Genomic DNA, 16997 nt, shown 5'->3' with positions numbered 1-16997 from the left:
TCGAGCCAGCAGAAGTTGCTGAAAAGTGCGCTAAAGATGGAAAAAAAGCGCAGTCGGTACCAGGCTTAATGCTGCCCGCAAAAAGGCGGGTCAGGACAATCCATATTCCGGTTTTAAACCGGAACTTACGGGAGCATAGCTATGACTGATATTGCGCAGTTGCTTGGCAAAGATGCCGACAGCCTTTTACAGCATCGTTGTATGACCATTCCTTCTGACCAACTTTACCTGCCTGGACATGATTACGTCGATCGCGTAATGGTGGATAACAATCGTCCGCCTGCCGTGCTGCGTAATATGCAGACGCTGTATAACACGGGGCGACTTGCCGGGACAGGGTATCTGTCGATCCTACCGGTGGATCAGGGGGTAGAGCATTCTGCTGGGGCTTCGTTTGCAGCTAACCCGCTGTACTTTGATCCGAAGAATATTGTGGAGTTGGCTATCGAAGCAGGGTGCAACTGCGTGGCATCGACTTACGGTGTGCTGGCTTCTGTCTCCCGCCGCTACGCGCACCGTATCCCGTTCCTCGTTAAAATTAACCACAACGAAACGCTCAGCTATCCGAATACCTTTGACCAGACGCTGTATGCCAGCGTAGAGCAGGCGTTCAATATGGGTGCGGTTGCGGTAGGGGCAACCATCTATTTCGGTTCTGAGGAATCTCGCCGCCAGATTGAAGAGATTTCAGCAGCGTTTGAGCGCGCCCATGAGTTGGGTATGGTTACCGTGCTGTGGGCGTATCTGCGTAACTCCGCGTTTAAAAAAGATGGCGTGGATTACCATGTTTCCGCCGATCTTACCGGGCAGGCTAACCATCTGGCTGCCACTATCGGAGCGGATATCGTTAAGCAGAAAATGGCGGAAAATAACGGCGGGTATAAAGCTGTTAATTTTGGCTACACCGACGATCGCGTCTATACCAAGTTGACCAGCGAGAATCCAATTGACCTGGTGCGTTACCAACTGGCGAACTGTTATATGGGACGTGCCGGGTTAATTAACTCTGGCGGGGCGGCCGGCGGCGATACCGACCTGAGCGATGCAGTGCGTACGGCGGTTATTAACAAACGTGCGGGTGGTATGGGGCTGATTCTGGGGCGTAAAGCGTTCAAGAAAACCATGGCCGACGGCGTTAAGTTGATTAACGCCGTACAGGACGTTTATCTGGACAGCAAAGTCACTATTGCCTGATCCCTCGGATTGTCGTTGGGTTAGCGCAACAGCGGACAACCCGGCGGCAGTCTGCAACGTAGCGCAGCGGGCAGGATTTCAATATGAAACTCTTGTCCGCTGAGCGGTTCACCATCGAGATTAAAGGTAATTTCGTGTGGGGCGCGGATATCAAACCACGACGATGCGCCGTCAATAATGTTAGGGTTGTCTTCGGATTGCGTTAACGCCGAAAGCAGTCCTGGCAGTAGTTCCTCGCCGGTAAAAATGCGCAGTTGCAGCAGGCCGTCGTTGATCAGCGCCGTCGGGCAAAGCTGTTGCCCACCACCGGCCTGGCGACCGTTACCGATACCAATCACCAGCGCCTTACCCTGCCAGTGAAAATCCTCCCCACGAATGTCACAGATGTCGGGCTTGAGCGTATCCATGCGCATTAATCCGTGAATAAAATACGATACACCGCCCAGTGCGGCCTTGAGTTTTTCCGGCGTTTCGGTGGTGATGCGAGTGCCAAATCCCCCGGTCGCCATGTTGATAAAACAGGTTTTATCGTTGACCTGCACCATATCAATCGCAGTCGCATTTGCAGCGATAGCCAGCTTTAACGCCTTATCAAGGTCATCGGGTATACCAACGCTGGTGGCAAAGTCATTCGCCGTTCCCAACGGTAAAATACCCAGCGCTGGAATATTGCCACCCTGCGACTGAATCAGCGCTGTCGAAACTTCGTTGATGGTGCCGTCACCGCCGCCGGCTATCACCGTAGCAACGCCTAGCTGACGAGCTTCATCAACGTAGCGTTGGGCATCGCCTTTTTCCCAGGTCACGCGAACATGGATTTCCACGCCTTCATCGCGAAGCTTCGCAATGGCATCACGCAGGGGGAGATTATCAGCACTTTTTCCATTGAGGATCAGTAAACTGGCAGGGAACGCTATCATCCGTTTGCCTCACTTTTTTTCGTTTTAACAAGTGTATGCCAGGAAAGCGTTAATGGCGTAAGAACTGACTGAAAGCGCAGGCGAAGAGATAAAAAAAGCCGCAGAGCGCGGCTTTTCAGATTGGGCAGACGTTACTGCGGGAACCATTGATCGCTGATTTTCTGGTACGTGCCGTCAGCTTTGATTGCCGCCAACGCGCTGTTCAGTTTTTCCAGCAGGGCTTTGTTATCCGGGCGAACCGCGATGCCAAGGCCAGTACCGAAGTATTGCGGATCGGTTACTTTGTCAGTGGCTACGCCTAACTGCGGGTTGGTTTTCAGCCATTCGTTAACCACAGCGGTATCGCCAAATACGCCATCAATACGGCCATTTTTCAGGTCGATAATCGCATTCTGATAGCTATCGTAGGCCACGGTTTTCACCTCAGGATGTTTGTCCTGCAGGTATTTCTGATGGGTGGTGCCGTTTTCCATACCGATGCGCTTACCTTTCAGATCGGCAAAGGTTTTATAGGTATCTTTTTTGGCAATAACCAGCGCGGAGTTAGCATAGTAAGGCTGAGTGAACGCAACCTGTTTGCTACGCTCGGGCGTGATATCCATTCCGGAAATCACTGCATCATATTTTTTGAATTTCAGCGCGGGGATCAGGCTGTCGAAAGCATGATTGGTAAAAGTACATTCCGCCTGCATTTGTTTGCACAGCGCCGTTGCCAGGTCGATGTCAAAACCGACAATTTTGTTGCTCGCGTCAAGCGATTCAAATGGCGGATAAGTCGCTGATACACCAAAGCTAATTTTATCAGCGGCTGAGGCGCCAGCGGCGAAAGTAGCCAGTAATGCGGCCAGTACTAACTTTTTCATGGTGGAACTCCCGTCTGTCAATCTTATGATTATTACCGTGTCTGCGGCGTGGAGTAACAATGCCATTTAATGAATTTATATGCAATGAAAATGATTAAGTATTTTTTACAGTATAAAAAAAGACGGACAATTTATGTTCTTGTCCGTCTTAATTTTTTTGCTTTATGCATATTTTCCGGATGGCGGTGCTGGCACCTTATCCGGCCTACAAAAGGTGCATGAACCGTAGGCCTGATAAGCGTAGCGCCATCAGGCATATGCTTAATTCCGGTGTTCAAACGCCAGCGCTTTACGTTCGATTAAGCGCATCATCAGCGTCAGCAAACCGTTGACGATCAGATAAATCACACCCGCGGCACCGAAGACCATAACGTCGTACGTGCGGCCGTACAGCAGCTGGCTATAACCCATGACTTCCATCAGCGTGATAGTGTAAGCCAGTGAGGTACTTTTAAATACCAGCACCACTTCGTTGGAATACGAGGAGAGGGCGCGTTTAAAGGCGTACGGCAACAGAATCGCCAGCGTATCCTTTTTGCTCATCCCTAACGCTCCGCAGGACTGCCACTGGCCTTCCGGGATTGCACGGATAGCGCCGTAAAACAGTTGCGTAGTGTAGGCCGCACTGTTTAACGACAGCGCAATTAAGGCGCATAACCAGGGTTCAGAGAGCAGATGCCACAATACCGGATATTCTTGCAATGCCGGAAACTGTCCTGGTCCGTAGTAGATCAGGAAGATTTGCACCAGCAGCGGTGTACCGGTAAACAGCGTGATATAAGCGCGAACCAGCCACACCAGCACCGGCGTTTTCAGCGTCAGGATGACGGTGAAGATCAGCGCCAGCACCAGAGCAACCACGATGGAGGCGACCGTCAGCGTCAGGCTGGTATGCAGCCCTTTCAACAATTCAGGTAAATACTCAAGCATCAGCCTGGTCTCCGCTCAAAACGTGTCGCGCGCAGGTCAATGCGTTTGAGAATGTACTGACTCACCAGCGTAATCACCAGGTAAATAGCGGCCGCCACAATGTACCAGGTAAACGGCTCCTGGGTGCGGGTGGCAATACTCTTCGTTTGCAGCATCAGATCGTTCACGCTGATAAGGCTGACCAGCGCGGTATCTTTCAGCAATACCAGCCACTGGTTACCCAGTCCCGGTAAGGCATGACGCCACATCTGCGGCATCACCAGACGAAAGAAGATCGCAGCTTTAGACAAACCCAACGCCTGACCTGATTCCCATTGTCCGAGTGGCACGGCCTTCAGCGCGCCACGCAGCGTTTGCGACGCGTAAGCGGCGTACAGTAATGACAGTGCAATGACACCGCACAGGAACGGGCTGACGTCGAAGTTTTCGATCTGCATCTGAACCGGGATTTGTACAAACCCGAGATTGATCGTAAAGCCATCGGCCAGCGTCAGCAGCAGTTGTGAGGAGCCGAAATAGATAAACAGAACCACCAGAATTTCTGGCAGACCGCGCAGGATGGTGACCAGGGCCGAGCCCGCCCATGCCACCGGGCGCCATTTTACTGACTCCCAGACGGCAAAAAACATGGCGAGCGCAAGGCCAATGATCAGCGCACAAACGGCAAGGCCGACGGTCATCCCGGCGGCGCTTGCTAAAGGAAAAAATTCATTCATCAAATATTACTTCTGGAACCATTTGTTGTAGATGGTCTCGTAAGTCCCATCTTTCTTCACTTTTTCCAGCGCAGCGTTAAATTTCTGCTGCAGTTCGGTATTGCCCTGGCGTACCGCGATGCCCAGACCTGTACCGAAGTAATCTTTATCCGTCACTTTGTCACCAACCGCGGCAAGCTTAGGATTGTCTTTCAGCCACTCGGTCACCACGGCGGTATCACCAAAGACGCCGTCAATACGACCGTTTTGCAGATCGAGTTTGGCATTCTGGTAGCTGTCATACGGCACAGTCGTCACTTCCGGATGTTTATCCATGATGAATTTCTGGTGCGTTGTACCGTTTTGAACACCGACTTTTTTACCTTTCAGCTGGTCGATGCTGGTGTATTTACCCTGCTGGCCCACAAACAGCGCAGAGTTGTCGTAGTAAGGGGTGGTGAACAGCACCTGTTTTTCACGCTCAGATGTGATGTCCATACCGGCCATTACCGCGTCAAAACGACGGAACTTTAGGCTCGGAATCAGGCTGTCGAAAGCCTGATTGGTGAAGGTACAAGTAGCGTCAATCTCTTTACACAGCGCGTTTGCCAGATCAACGTCAAAACCTACGATCTTGTTATTCGCATCGATAGATTCAAACGGAGGATAAGACGCTTCGGTGGCGAAACGAATGGTTTGGGCTGCGGTAGCGGAAAGACTAAAACCTGCGATTAGCGCGGCAATCAGAACTTTTTTCATTGTATTGTCCCGAATCTTAGTGAGAAAGATAGTTTTTAAACGCTTCGGTTTGCGGGTTGGCAAAGCAGCTCGCATCCCCAAACTCGACGATATGACCGTTTTCCATATACACCACACGACTGGCCGTTTTACGTGCAACTTCCACTTCGTGGGTGACGATCACCTGAGTAATGTTGGTTTCCGCCAGTTCGCGAATGATACTGACGATTTGGGCGGTAATTTCCGGGTCAAGCGCGGCGGTCGGTTCATCAAACAGCAGCACCTGCGGCTCCATCATCAACGCGCGGGCAATGGCTACACGCTGTTGCTGGCCACCGGAAAGATGTAATGGGTAACGATCGCTGTAAGGCTTGAGGCGCAGACGTTCCAGCAGTTTCTCGGCGCGCGCCATCGCTTGCTCTTTTGTCAGACCCAGTACGCGGCAGGGTGCTTCAATCAGGTTCTGCACAACCGTGAGATGCGGCCAGAGATTATATTGTTGAAAGACCATGCCTACGTTCTGACGCAGATCCCGAATGGCTTTATCTGACGGGGTCTTCGTGAAGTCGAAACGGTTGCCTGCAATAGAGAGCGTGCCCGAGCGCGGCATCTCAAGCAGGTTGAGTACGCGCAGCAGCGAGCTTTTCCCGGCTCCACTTGGGCCAAGTAACACCAGTGTTTCACCCTGAGGGCAATCCAGCGTGATATCGAACAGCGCCTGATGTGCGCCGTAGAAGCAGTTAATGCCGTTTAATTGAATACTCATTGACACTCGATACTGGCAGTCTGATAGCTATTGAAGCCGCAGATACTACCTTTGACAGAATAGTTATGCAATATTTATGCGTTAAAAGTTAAATGCAAACCGCATTCTTCTCTAAACATAGCACAAAATAGCGGGGCCACCAGTGGGCAAGAATAAATGTCGGCATTCTATGCAGAATGCCAGACAATTTATGGGGGTTATGATTTAAGCGGGTGAATGGGGCGGTTAGCGGTTTTCGACAGACTGGCGCAGCGTCCCGGCTGGCGCGTGTACGCTGCCGCCCAGATAGCGTACATCATCAACGACCCAGCACTGACCTTCACGGATCATCAGCACTTCATCACGCCAGCTTTGGTCACCCTGTTTCAGCTCTACGCGCAGTGGAATGTTGCGTGCATCACTATTCGGAATAGTCGATGCGCTGGCGACACTGGCGCTGTCTGGTAACGTAGCACGACTGGAGAACGGATCGCTGTTAAACAGATCGCGGTGTGCATTATCACGGCTGGCATCGGTCAGCAGTTTAGCCAGATTGTCGCTCAGGTACGGACGAAGGGCGGTAATATCATTGTTTCGATGCTGAATACGGTAATCATAGAATTGTTGAGCCACGCTGTCTGGCCCACCTTCTATGCATGAACCACTACGCGTGCCGTTATCTTTATAGACCGGCGTCACGGTCGTACAGGCGCTGAGAAGTAGTGCACATGGAACCAGCAGAGAGAGTTTCGAATAGCGCATAATGATTTCCTTATAAGCTTCCTACTAATTGTGTTCTACGATGAACAATTCGGTCTCACTAAAGATTGTATGATCGATTAACACATTGTTTTTGCTAAAGCAAATTCGCGGACACCCCACCTGAAGTATGTTGGTGGCGCTCGTTGCCAGCTTCAGCTTTAGTATATCAACCTGCAACGGGGCGTTGGCGGCCATTCATGCTTCTTATACTGTATAGACCATCTGAGCATTTGCATGTTCCATTTGCCGCGCTTTACGCCTGGCTAAACAAAATTCATGCCGTGCTGTTGGCTATAAGGGACTCCGGATGGCTAAAATAAGAGTTGCTTAATCTCGGTGCCCGTGCGTTAATGATCCGGTCGGTTTGAATAACAGACGATATACAAAGTAGTTTACTCAAGCAGTTCTCATTTTCAGGTGTAATCCGTTTATCCCCTCTTTGAGTCTCTTCATTAAGCACTACGAAGTTTCTGTCATAAAAACCAAGCTTGCCGAAAGGCTCAAATTAAGGAATAAATATATGTCTACTAAAATGACTGGTTTAGTTAAATGGTTCAATCCTGAAAAAGGTTTTGGCTTCATTACGCCGGCAGATGGCAGCAAAGATGTCTTTGTCCATTTCTCAGCGATTCAAAGTAATGAGTTTAAGACGCTGAATCAAAACCAGAAAGTCGAATTCGGTGTGGAGCAGGGACCTAAAGGTCCATCCGCAATTAATGTTGTGGCGCTTTGAGGTAACTATTATTACTAATCATATTCACTTTCGCTGTCCATGTTGCCATAGTTCCCAATACAGAACATCAACCTTTGATGTTACTGAGGGAAATCCGTTCGGGGCAAAATGTATTTTTTGTAAATCAAAAATGATTACATTTGATAACGTAGCAATGTACATTCAGTCCGGCCAGGCGCCATTAGATTTCAGAAAATAATAACTTCAGGCCCCCAAGCATCTGGGGGCTTTTTTATTTTTGGCGGCATGCCAGTCAAATAAAAATAAAAAACGCACCACCTGAAACCGCTACACATCAACAAGGATAGCAGTTTTATTTGGCGGGCTTTCCTTTGAGTGTCATAGTGTATTGGTTTGATAATGCTTTTGAGGTCGTACTCTTAGCGCAAAAAGGAGATTAACCATGCAGTTTTCGACAACCCCTACGCTGGAAGGACAGAGCATCGTGGAGTACTGCGGTGTTGTTACCGGTGAAGCCATTTTAGGCGCGAATATCTTCCGCGATTTTTTTGCCGGTATTCGCGATATTGTCGGCGGTCGCTCCGGCGCGTATGAAAAAGAGCTGCGTAAAGCGCGTGAAATTGCTTTTCAGGAGCTGGGCGAACAGGCGAAAGCGCTGGGTGCTGATGCGGTGGTCGGTATCGATATCGATTACGAAACCGTAGGCAAAGACGGTAGCATGCTGATGGTGAGCGTTAGCGGTACCGCGGTGAAAACTCGCCGATGAAACGTCTGTTGTGTCTGCTGGCATTTACGCTGTTGCTGGTGGGATGTGCTGGCGAAAAAGGGATTGTCGACAAAGACGGGTATCAGTTAGATACCCGCCGTCAGGCCCAGGCTGCTTATCCACGCATTAAAGTACTGGTTATCCATTACACGGCCGATGATTTTGACTCTTCCCTGGCTACGCTGACCGATAAAAACGTCAGTTCACACTATTTGATCCCCGCAGTGCCGCCGCTTTACCATGGTAAACCGCGTATCTGGCAACTGGTGCCGGAAAAAGATCTGGCCTGGCATGCGGGGATTAGCTTCTGGCGCGGCGCTACGCGTATTAACGATACCTCAATTGGTATTGAGCTGGAAAACCGCGGCTGGCAAAAATCAGCGGGCAGCAAGTATTTTGCGCCGTTTGAGCCCGCGCAGATTCAGGCGTTAATCCCATTGGCGAAAGATATCATCGCCCGCTACGACATAAAACCGCAAAACGTGGTGGCTCATGCAGACATTGCGCCGCAGCGTAAGGACGATCCCGGTCCGCTGTTTCCGTGGCAAGCACTGGCCGCTCAGGGTATTGGCGCATGGCCGGATGCTCAGCGTGTGGCATTTTATCTCGCCGGACGAGCGCCCCATACGCCGGTAGAAACCGCGTCATTGCTCGATCTGCTGTCACGCTATGGCTATGAGGTAAAACCCGAGATGACGCCGCGTGAACAGCAGCGGGTGATTATGGCGTTCCAGATGCACTTCCGCTCGACGTTGTGGAATGGCGTGGCGGACGCGGAAACGCAGGCGATTGCCGAAGCGTTACTGGAGAAATACGGGCAGGGTTAACGCAGACACCAATGCCTGATGGCGCTTCGCTTATCAGGCCTACGGTTAATTTGGCAGGTTTTTGTGGCGCTTGTGCCGCCACCCTGCAATGGCTATCAGCCTAACGCGGCAGCTTACCGTGGTCGCGCAGCCAGGCCGCGGTACGCTCAATCCCTTCATCCAGCGTCACAACGGGCTGATAACCTAACTCTTCCTGGGCGCGGCTGGTATCCAGCGTAAAGTCAAAATTTAGCTTCGAAACGCCGTAATGCGTAAGCTTTGGCTCTTTCGCCGATTTATTGCCTAAGCGCTCCATGCTGCGGGCAATCATGTCCAGCATCGGGTAGGGCACGGAGCGGATACGGCAATCAATATTCAGCTCGTCGATAAGTTTCTGCACAATACTGCGCAGGGTGCGATGTTCACCGTTGGTTATATTGTACGCGCGACCCGACGGCAGTTTATCGCAGGCTTCCTGACTCGCCAGCCACATCGCGTGAACTGCGTTCTCGTAATAGGTCATATCCACCAGCGCACTCCCGCCATGCGGCAACAGGATGCTGCCGTAGTGGTACATCATATGGGCGAGGCGGGGAATAAAGACTTTATCGTGAGGTCCGAACAAGCTTTGTGGGCGCAAGACAGTAAAGCGAGTCTGCGGGTTGGCCTGGGCGAGCAATGCAATCACCTCTTCACCAGCCGCTTTGCTGCGGGCGAATTCGTTGGCGAAGCGATGGGGACGGAAGTCTTCTTTGATATCGCGATGATGGTGATAATCAAAATACAGCGACGGAGAGGAGATATGAATAAAGTTACGTACACCCCAGGCTACGGCCCACTCGCCCAGACGGCGGGTAGCACGAACGTTGGCCAGATCAAAAGCTTCCTGAGTTCCCCATGGAGAGGTGAAACTGGAGCAGTGCCACAGCGTGTCAATGCCGGCAAGCATCACTTTTGCCTGCGAAGAAACCAGCTCGGTCAAATCCGCATGCACAAATTCTGCGCCCATTTTCTCCAGCAGCTTGCCCATCGCTTCGTTGCGACCGGTGGCTCTGACGCTGACGCCTTTGCTGCATAAAAACTCAACCGCGTTTCGGCCCAAGCCGCTGGTGGCTCCGGTAACCAGTACCTTCATATCAATCCACTGTGTTTAAAAAACGTCGTGCGCATTCTTCCGTGAATTACGCCTGTATGCAATGGGAAACATGAAAGAATACAGGCTCTTTTTATCATTAGTCTGTGATTTGTTCTGCAAGTTTGGCTATACGCTTCGCCATCCCCCTGAAAATGAACAGGTGGGCGGGGATCATCAACAGCCAGTAGAAGAGGCCAGGCATACCGTGCGGATGCCACCACGCGCGTACATCAATGCGTCGGTGGTCACCTTTATCTTCCAGTGTGAAGCTCAGGCGACCCAGTCCCGGCGCTTTCATCCCAAACAGCAGCGTCAGCTGTTTCTCCGGCTCAACGATGATGACTTTCCAGCTATCAACGGTGTCGCCAACTTGCAATAGTGGGTGTTCGGGACGACCTTTTGCCAGCTTATGGCCGACCAGCAGGTCCAACGCCGCGCGCGTCTTCCATAGAATATTGCCAAAGAAATAGCCTTCTTTGCCGCCGAGTCGATTCACAACCTGCCACAGCGCTTTTGTGCTGGCAGAGGTTTCAACGCTAAAGCCAGCTTGTTTGGCGAAATAGCCATATTCTGGACGCCAGCGGGCAAACGCCTGTGCGTCGTAACCCCAGTCGCTGGAGTTGACCAGCTTCTCTTCTTCCTTCAACGTGCTGCGCACGGCGTCATCAAAGGCAATCAGTTTTTGTGGGATCAGCGCACGTAATTCGGTGTCATCGGCCAGCAGGTCGTGTTTTAAGCCCTGGATCAGCGCTTTGGCCGTGGTTGGCGGCACTGACGTAATGACGTTCAAAAACCAGACCGAAATCCAGCGGGTAGGGAAGGGGATGGGGATGAGCAGGCGATGTTTACCGCTGACCGCCATAAAATGCTCGAACTGTTCCTGATAGCTCAACACCTGCGGCCCGGCGGCTTCGAGGACGCGGTGATGTGGTGTGGGATTTTCCAACAATGCCACCAGATAGTACATTAAATTCTCCAGCGCGATAGGCGTGGTACGCGAGCGTACCCAGCGTGGAGGGGTGAGAACCGGCAGGTTGTAAACCATATCGCGCATGACTTCAAAGGCAGCGGAACCCGCTCCCACGATAATGCCCGCGCGCAATTCCGTCATTGGCACGCCTGACTCGCGCAGGGTGTCTGCGGTTATCTGTCGAGCACGCAGATGATCGGATTGTTCATGCCGGGGAGCCTGCAATGAGCTCAGGAAAATAAGCTGTTTAACTGGCGTATTACGCAGCGCATCGCGCACGTTCATCGCGACCTGACGTTCGTGGGCGATAAAATCACCGCCTTCGCCCATACCATGAACCAGATAATAAACCGTATCAACACCCGTCAGCAGCGGGGTGAGGTTATCTGGCCAATTCAAATCGACCTTGTGGCAACTGACATTGGCCAGTTGCTGCTTTTCCAGCCGTTCAATGCGACGTGCCGCAGCCAACACCTGGTGCCCTTGCTGACTGAGCGCCTGTACCAAATGCTGACCAATGTAGCCACTGGCGCCAAGAACCAAAATCCGTTGCGGCACGCCCATCTCCTTATTGGGTTAAAAAAGCGCGCCAGTGGGCGACGACTTCAGCAAGTTGTTCACGTGATACGTCCAGGTGCATCACCAGGCGCACAATCGGGGAGGCGTTAATCAGCACACCTTGCGCTTTCATATACTCGCCCAGCGCGGTAGCGTGCTCTTCGCCAACGCGAACAAACAGCATGTTGGTGTCGTGGCGCATGACGTCCGCCCCTGCTTCGCGCAGCTGCTCCGCCATCCAGGCGGCGTTGTCATGATCTTCCTGCAAACGCGCCACGTTATTTTTCAGCGCATACAGCCCGGCCGCTGCCAGAATACCGGCCTGACGCATTCCGCCGCCGGTCATTTTGCGCCAGCGAATAGCGCGTTTGATGTACTCGTGGCTGCCGACCAGCAGTGAACCAACGGGGGTACCGAGGCCTTTGGAGAGGCAAATGGTGAACGAATCACAGTATTGCGTGACATCTTTAAGTTCACAGCCGTAGGCGACGATGGCGTTAAAAATACGTGCGCCGTCGACGTGCAGGGCAAGATTACGCTCACGGGTGAATTCCCAGGCGTCTTTCAGATACTCGCGCGGCAGCACTTTGCCGTTGTGGGTATTTTCCAGGCTGAGCAAGCGGGTGCGGGCAAAATGGATATCGTCCACTTTGATTTTTGCAGCTACTTTGTCCAGAGGCAGGGAGCCATCCGGTGCGGCGTCGATAGGTTGCGGTTGAATGCTACCGAGCACCGCTGCGCCACCTGCTTCGTAGAGATAGTTATGCGCGCCCTGACCGGCAATGTACTCTTCGCCACGCTGACAATGGCTGAGCAGCGCCACCAGGTTAGCCTGAGTACCGGTAGGTAAGAAAATAGCGGCTTCTTTACCAGAAAGCTCTGCGGCGTATTGCTGGAGGGCGTTAACGGTAGGGTCGTCTCCATACACGTCATCCCCGACCGGGGCTGCCATCATCTCTTCCAGCATGGCGCGACTCGGCCGGGTGACGGTATCACTGCGTAAATCAATCATGGTGTCTCCTTATTACACTTCATCCTTCAGGCTGCTTCGGCGTTGGCCGCACCCTTAAACCCCAGTCACATAGTATACCTATGCTCCTGGGGATTTTCGGGCTAGCCGCCTTGATGCATCATGAATGATTTTGTGTGTGATTTAATAAGGATGTTTTACCTGAGCCAGTTCGTTTTCGCCAGTTCGATCACTTCATCACCGCGTCCACTGATGATTGCACGCAGCATATACAGGCTAAAACCTTTGGCCTGTTCGAGTTTGATCTGCGGCGGGATCGCCAGCTCTTCTTTCGCCACGACCACATCGACCAGCACCGGGGCGTCAATTGACATCGCCCTTTGTAGCGCTTCATCAACCTCTGAGGATTTTTCCACGCGAATGCCCGTAATGCCGCAGGCTTCGGCAATCCGCGCGAAGTTGGTGTCGTGCAGCTCCGTGCCGTCGGTCAGATAACCGCCAGCCTTCATCTCCATCGCCACAAATCCCAGTACGCTGTTGTTGAAGACAATAATCTTCACCGGCAGCTTCATTTGGACAACCGACAGAAAGTCTCCCATCAGCATGCTAAAGCCGCCGTCACCGCACATTGCCACAACCTGGCGTCCTGGTTCTGTGGCTTGTGCGCCGAGTGCCTGCGGCATGGCATTCGCCATCGACCCGTGGTTAAACGATCCGAGCAGACGACGTTTGCCGTTCATTTTCAGATAGCGTGCTGCCCACACCGTTGGCGTACCAACGTCGCAGGTAAAGATGGCATCGTCAGCGGCAAAGTGGCTGATCTGCTGCGCCAGATACTGCGGGTGAATGGCTTTATCGCTGGGTTTGGCTAAATCATCCAGCCCTTTACGCGCCTCGCGATAGTGCTCCAGCGCTTTGTCCAGGAATTGCCGCTCGGTTTTCTCTTCCACCAGAGGCAGTAGGGCACGGAGAGTGGATTTAATATCGCCTACCAGCGCCATATCCACTTTACTGTGCGCGCCAATGCTCGCCGGATTGATATCAATCTGAATAATTTTGGCGTCGGTGGGGTAGAACGGGCGATAGGGGAACTGGGTGCCAAGCAGGATCAGCGTGTCGGCATTCATCATGGTATGGAAGCCGGATGAAAAGCCAATCAGCCCGGTCATACCCACATCATAGGGGTTATCGTACTCAACATGCTCTTTACCACGCAGGGCGTGAACAATCGGCGCTTTAATTTTAGCCGCAAACTCAACCAGCTCTTTATGCGCACCGGCGCAGCCGCTGCCGCACATCAGGGCGATATTGCTGGAGTAGCGCAGCAGTTGCGCCAGTTTTCTCAGCTCTTCTTCTTGTGGAGTCACCACCGGGAGCGGCGCCTGATACCAGTGCGTGGTGGCGCTTTCAGGCGCAGGTTTTAGCGCCACGTCACCGGGTAAAACCACCACGGATACGCCACGGTTGAGTACCGCCTTACGCATGGCAATGGCGAGTACCTGCGGGATCTGTTCTGGGCTGGAAACCAGCTCGCAATAGTGGCTACATTCGCGGAACAACTCTTGCGGGTGGGTCTCCTGAAAATAACCGCTGCCTATTTCACTGGAGGGAATATGCGCGGCGATTGCCAGTACCGGGACGTGGTTACGGTGACAATCAAACAGCCCGTTGATCAGGTGCAGGTTGCCTGGCCCGCACGAGCCTGCGCAGACGGCCAGTTCGCCCGTCAACTGCGCTTCAGCGCCCGCAGCGAAGGCTGCAACCTCTTCATGACGGGTTGGCATCCAGTCAATTGTTCCCATACGATTCAGACTGTCACTCAGACCATTTAGCGAGTCACCCGTTACACCCCAAATGCGTTTTACGCCAGCCTGTTCGAGTGTTTTAGCAATAAAAGCGGCAACCGTTTGTTTCATGGTTTTCCTTCTCCTCTAATGTGATACCGGTTACAAGTTTAGATGAAGATAATAGTTATGCTTCTCATTTCCCCCTTATTTCCGGCAGGTTTCATTTAACCTGTATTAAGCGTAGTTTGTTATTGGACATGGTGAAACAAGGAATAAATTCAAATGGTTATAAAACTATTAAATTCAGTTAACCGAGTACTGACTCACGAAGATTTTGGCAAGTTATTGTTACGCTTTGCCGTCGGTGGGCTGATGCTGTTTCATGGGCTGCATAAACTCTTTGCGGGTATTGATGGCATCAGCGGTATGTTGATAGCGAAAGGTTTCCCTGGCTTTATTGCGTATGGCGTTCTGTTGGGAGAGGTCGTGGCACCGTGCCTGATTATTCTTGGCATCCTGACGCGTCCGGCGGCGTTAGGGCTGGCGTTTACGATGGTTGTGGCATGGCTGATGGTCGGGATGGGGGAAACCTGGACACTGGATAAAACCGGTGCATGGGCGATTGAAAGTCTGGTTTATTTCTTTATCGGCGCGCTGGCCGTGGCGTTTTTGGGGGCGGGGCGTTACTCCGTTGCCGGGAATTCTGCCTGGCGATAGTTACCATCTGAGAGTCAATACCGAGGCGAGAAAGCGTAACATTGCTCCGCCTCGTCGTTCAATTTGTCGCTAATCTATATGTCGTCACTGTTCCATAGTTTGTGCCGACGTCTCAGCGCTCGCTGCGTCAATGCCCTTGCCATCGCGGCGCCTATTTCAGCGCTGACCACCAGTCCCTGAATAAACGGACGATCGTGCATTAACCACGGCAGCCCGCCAAAAGCGATGCGATTGCGGGCGTTTTCCGGCGCTTGCAGCGTGTAATCTTCGCCGATATCCGGGATCTCATCGCCACAGGCCAGCAGTTGATCGCGTAGCGTTGGGAACGGGATATCTTTGCTCTGCAATGCCCGTTGTCCTCGGGCGTCAATAAACACATCAAATTCGCTGCGCTGACCGTGGTGGGAAATTACCGTTATTTCCTGTTCATTCATGCGCTCATAATCTGTGCCGAGCGCGAGGATCTCAATCAGCCAGGCTTCGTGCAGCGCCAGCAGTCGGCGAACTGACTCTGACGGGATTGCCGCATAGTTATCAATAAATACCCGCGCCAGTCCGCGCTTGAAACGTTTTTCGTCGCGGGTATCAAGATGAGGGACTATCTCCTCGATAACCTCGTGCAGGCGCAGCAAGGTATAGCGCCAGGCGACGGTATGTTGTTTCTGCTTGTTGCGCTCAACTTCTACCAGGTTACGTCTCGCCCAGTCAAAAGGGTCATGCCTGAGCCTGTCGGCGAAATAGACTTCGGGGAACGTGTCGGCGTTAAGCGTCGCAAGCGCCACCTGTTGGCACCAGCCTGGCGCTGCGTCTTGCAGTTGTTGCGCCATAAGCTGAAAGATGCGGTCCAGTAATCCGTTTTGTCCATGGGCAATGGCATCTTCAATTGCTTCTGGCGTCGCGATATTCAGCGATTCATACGGAAGGGGGCAGTAAAAATCCGCTTCAGGCAGTACCCCGCTGCGCGACATCAGGGTTAGTTTCAGGTTTTGACTGTCGGATTTAGGTGTGAATTGCAGTGAATGGTCGGTATTGGTAGTGAAGGTGCCATGCTGACTGGCCACAGCCATCGCGGCGTCGATAGCACTTAACGAGGTGCCCAGAATCCCTACCCGGCAAGCACCAATCTGCGCGTCCATCAGACCGGTCCACGGACTGGGGAAAAATTTGCGTTCCTGAGCATCCGTTTCAGGCCACAGATGACCAGTGGCGATAGCGGCGAAATCCACCTCAACGGGCTGTGACGCGTGGTTGATCCACAAAGAAACCCCATTCGGGTCTGCTCGCAGGTCGGTGACTTCGCTTGATTCATGTACGCGAATCGTGAAACCGGCTTGTTGCGCTTTCTCGACAATGGCTAAAAAACGATCGCGATAATAGTCGCCGAGGATCACGCGGGGCAAAAATTGCCGCTCATGCAAAGACGCGCGTTCAATCTGAAACTGGGCCAGATAGTCATCACTTTGATTCTGAAGCCACGTCAGATAACTGATATAGATCGGCGGGATCTCAATGCTGGCTATATTTGCCAGCATGTGGTCTGCGTTGTTGTCGCTATTGTAAGGCATGCCGACGCCCGCCTCTTCAGCTTGCTCGTAAAGCTCTATTTCCAGCGGTTCACCGCGCTCAACCAGGGCATGAAACGTATAAATCCCGGTGGGACCGACGCCGACAATGGCCACTTTTTTCATGGGGATCCTTGTAGAAAGTTCGACGTGGTAGTCAGGGATTATGTTTAATCTGCGCAGGG

At 52.3% G+C, this 16997-nt stretch carries 18 protein-coding genes; 6 read left to right on the top strand and 12 right to left on the bottom strand.

Annotation, left to right across the window (positions count from 1 at the left end; genetic code table 11):
* Positions 1-141: 141 nt before the first annotated feature.
* Positions 142-1194, top strand: a complete 1053-nt coding sequence (gene fbaB, locus OGX83_RS15820; RefSeq protein ID WP_003834421.1) for a class I fructose-bisphosphate aldolase — start codon at positions 142-144, stop codon at positions 1192-1194.
* Positions 1195-1214: 20 nt separating this feature from the next.
* Here fbaB and yegS read toward each other — a convergent pair whose 3' ends face one another.
* The 7 genes from yegS to OGX83_RS15785 form a co-directional block, all read right to left on the bottom strand.
* Complete coding sequence (gene yegS / locus OGX83_RS15815; protein WP_048215937.1) at positions 1215-2114, bottom strand: lipid kinase YegS; 900 nt, start codon at positions 2112-2114, stop codon at positions 1215-1217.
* Positions 2115-2245: 131 nt separating this feature from the next.
* Positions 2246-2977, bottom strand: a complete 732-nt coding sequence (gene artJ / locus OGX83_RS15810; protein WP_003027308.1) for an arginine ABC transporter substrate-binding protein ArtJ — start codon at positions 2975-2977, stop codon at positions 2246-2248.
* Between the two features lie 261 nt (positions 2978-3238).
* Positions 3239-3907, bottom strand: coding sequence for an arginine ABC transporter permease ArtM (gene artM / locus OGX83_RS15805; protein ID WP_003840185.1), 669 nt, complete (start codon positions 3905-3907; stop codon positions 3239-3241).
* The gene (gene artQ, locus OGX83_RS15800; RefSeq protein WP_003027301.1) at positions 3907-4623 is read right to left on the bottom strand and encodes an arginine ABC transporter permease ArtQ; all 717 of its coding nucleotides are present in this window, start codon (positions 4621-4623) and stop codon (positions 3907-3909) included. The genes artM and artQ overlap by 1 nt, the downstream gene beginning before the upstream one ends.
* 6 nt (positions 4624-4629) lie before the next feature.
* Positions 4630-5361, bottom strand: coding sequence for an arginine ABC transporter substrate-binding protein ArtI (gene artI / locus OGX83_RS15795; protein ID WP_286588506.1), 732 nt, complete (start codon positions 5359-5361; stop codon positions 4630-4632).
* Between the two features lie 16 nt (positions 5362-5377).
* Entirely contained in the window at positions 5378-6106 is a 729-nt protein-coding gene (artP, locus tag OGX83_RS15790; RefSeq protein ID WP_003027295.1) for an arginine ABC transporter ATP-binding protein ArtP, read from the bottom strand.
* A gap of 225 nt (positions 6107-6331) precedes the next feature.
* Positions 6332-6847: a lipoprotein gene (locus OGX83_RS15785; RefSeq protein WP_003834409.1), complete on the bottom strand. Its 516-nt coding sequence runs from the start codon at positions 6845-6847 to the stop codon at positions 6332-6334.
* Between the two features lie 520 nt (positions 6848-7367).
* Here OGX83_RS15785 and cspE point away from each other — a divergent pair.
* The 4 genes from cspE (at position 7368) to OGX83_RS15765 (ending at position 9134) form a co-directional block, all read left to right on the top strand.
* Complete coding sequence (gene cspE / locus OGX83_RS15780) at positions 7368-7580, top strand: transcription antiterminator/RNA stability regulator CspE (RefSeq protein ID WP_286588503.1); 213 nt, start codon at positions 7368-7370, stop codon at positions 7578-7580.
* A 10-nt stretch (positions 7581-7590) separates the two neighbouring features.
* Positions 7591-7779 carry a cold shock small protein YmcF gene (ymcF, locus tag OGX83_RS15775; RefSeq protein ID WP_208744848.1) on the top strand — a complete coding sequence of 63 codons (189 nt, stop codon included), beginning with the start codon at positions 7591-7593 and terminating at the stop codon, positions 7777-7779.
* A 204-nt stretch (positions 7780-7983) separates the two neighbouring features.
* Positions 7984-8307: a heavy metal-binding domain-containing protein gene (locus OGX83_RS15770; RefSeq protein WP_001160725.1), complete on the top strand. Its 324-nt coding sequence runs from the start codon at positions 7984-7986 to the stop codon at positions 8305-8307.
* A complete protein-coding gene (locus tag OGX83_RS15765; protein WP_008785229.1) occupies positions 8304-9134 on the top strand; it encodes an N-acetylmuramoyl-L-alanine amidase in 831 nt (276 codons plus the stop codon). The genes OGX83_RS15770 and OGX83_RS15765 overlap by 4 nt, the downstream gene beginning before the upstream one ends.
* A gap of 100 nt (positions 9135-9234) precedes the next feature.
* On the opposite strand, the gene OGX83_RS15760 is transcribed toward OGX83_RS15765, so the two are convergent.
* The 4 genes from OGX83_RS15760 to poxB form a co-directional block, all read right to left on the bottom strand.
* Positions 9235-10248 carry a 3-beta-hydroxysteroid dehydrogenase gene (locus OGX83_RS15760; RefSeq protein WP_003834312.1) on the bottom strand — a complete coding sequence of 338 codons (1014 nt, stop codon included), beginning with the start codon at positions 10246-10248 and terminating at the stop codon, positions 9235-9237.
* A gap of 97 nt (positions 10249-10345) precedes the next feature.
* Positions 10346-11776 (bottom strand): SDR family oxidoreductase, encoded by a 1431-nt coding sequence (locus tag OGX83_RS15755; protein WP_048216410.1) that lies wholly within the window; start codon positions 11774-11776, stop codon positions 10346-10348.
* Between the two features lie 10 nt (positions 11777-11786).
* Complete coding sequence (gene ltaE / locus OGX83_RS15750; protein ID WP_048234951.1) at positions 11787-12788, bottom strand: low-specificity L-threonine aldolase; 1002 nt, start codon at positions 12786-12788, stop codon at positions 11787-11789.
* A gap of 155 nt (positions 12789-12943) precedes the next feature.
* Positions 12944-14662, bottom strand: a complete 1719-nt coding sequence (gene poxB / locus OGX83_RS15745) for a ubiquinone-dependent pyruvate dehydrogenase (RefSeq protein ID WP_186413184.1) — start codon at positions 14660-14662, stop codon at positions 12944-12946.
* 153 nt (positions 14663-14815) lie between these two features.
* Between poxB and OGX83_RS15740 the strand changes: the two genes are divergently transcribed.
* Positions 14816-15250: a DoxX family protein gene (locus tag OGX83_RS15740; protein ID WP_003834302.1), complete on the top strand. Its 435-nt coding sequence runs from the start codon at positions 14816-14818 to the stop codon at positions 15248-15250.
* Positions 15251-15324: 74 nt separating this feature from the next.
* On the opposite strand, the gene OGX83_RS15735 is transcribed toward OGX83_RS15740, so the two are convergent.
* Positions 15325-16938 (bottom strand): FAD-NAD(P)-binding protein, encoded by a 1614-nt coding sequence (locus tag OGX83_RS15735; protein WP_048234952.1) that lies wholly within the window; start codon positions 16936-16938, stop codon positions 15325-15327.
* Positions 16939-16997 lie beyond the last annotated feature (59 nt).

This window comes from Citrobacter sp. Cpo074 (assembly GCF_030332745.1).
Lineage (GTDB): Bacteria > Pseudomonadota > Gammaproteobacteria > Enterobacterales > Enterobacteriaceae > Citrobacter > Citrobacter portucalensis.
The sequence above is the reverse complement of the archived record's forward strand: the minus strand, read 5'-3'. Positions and strand labels throughout refer to the sequence as shown.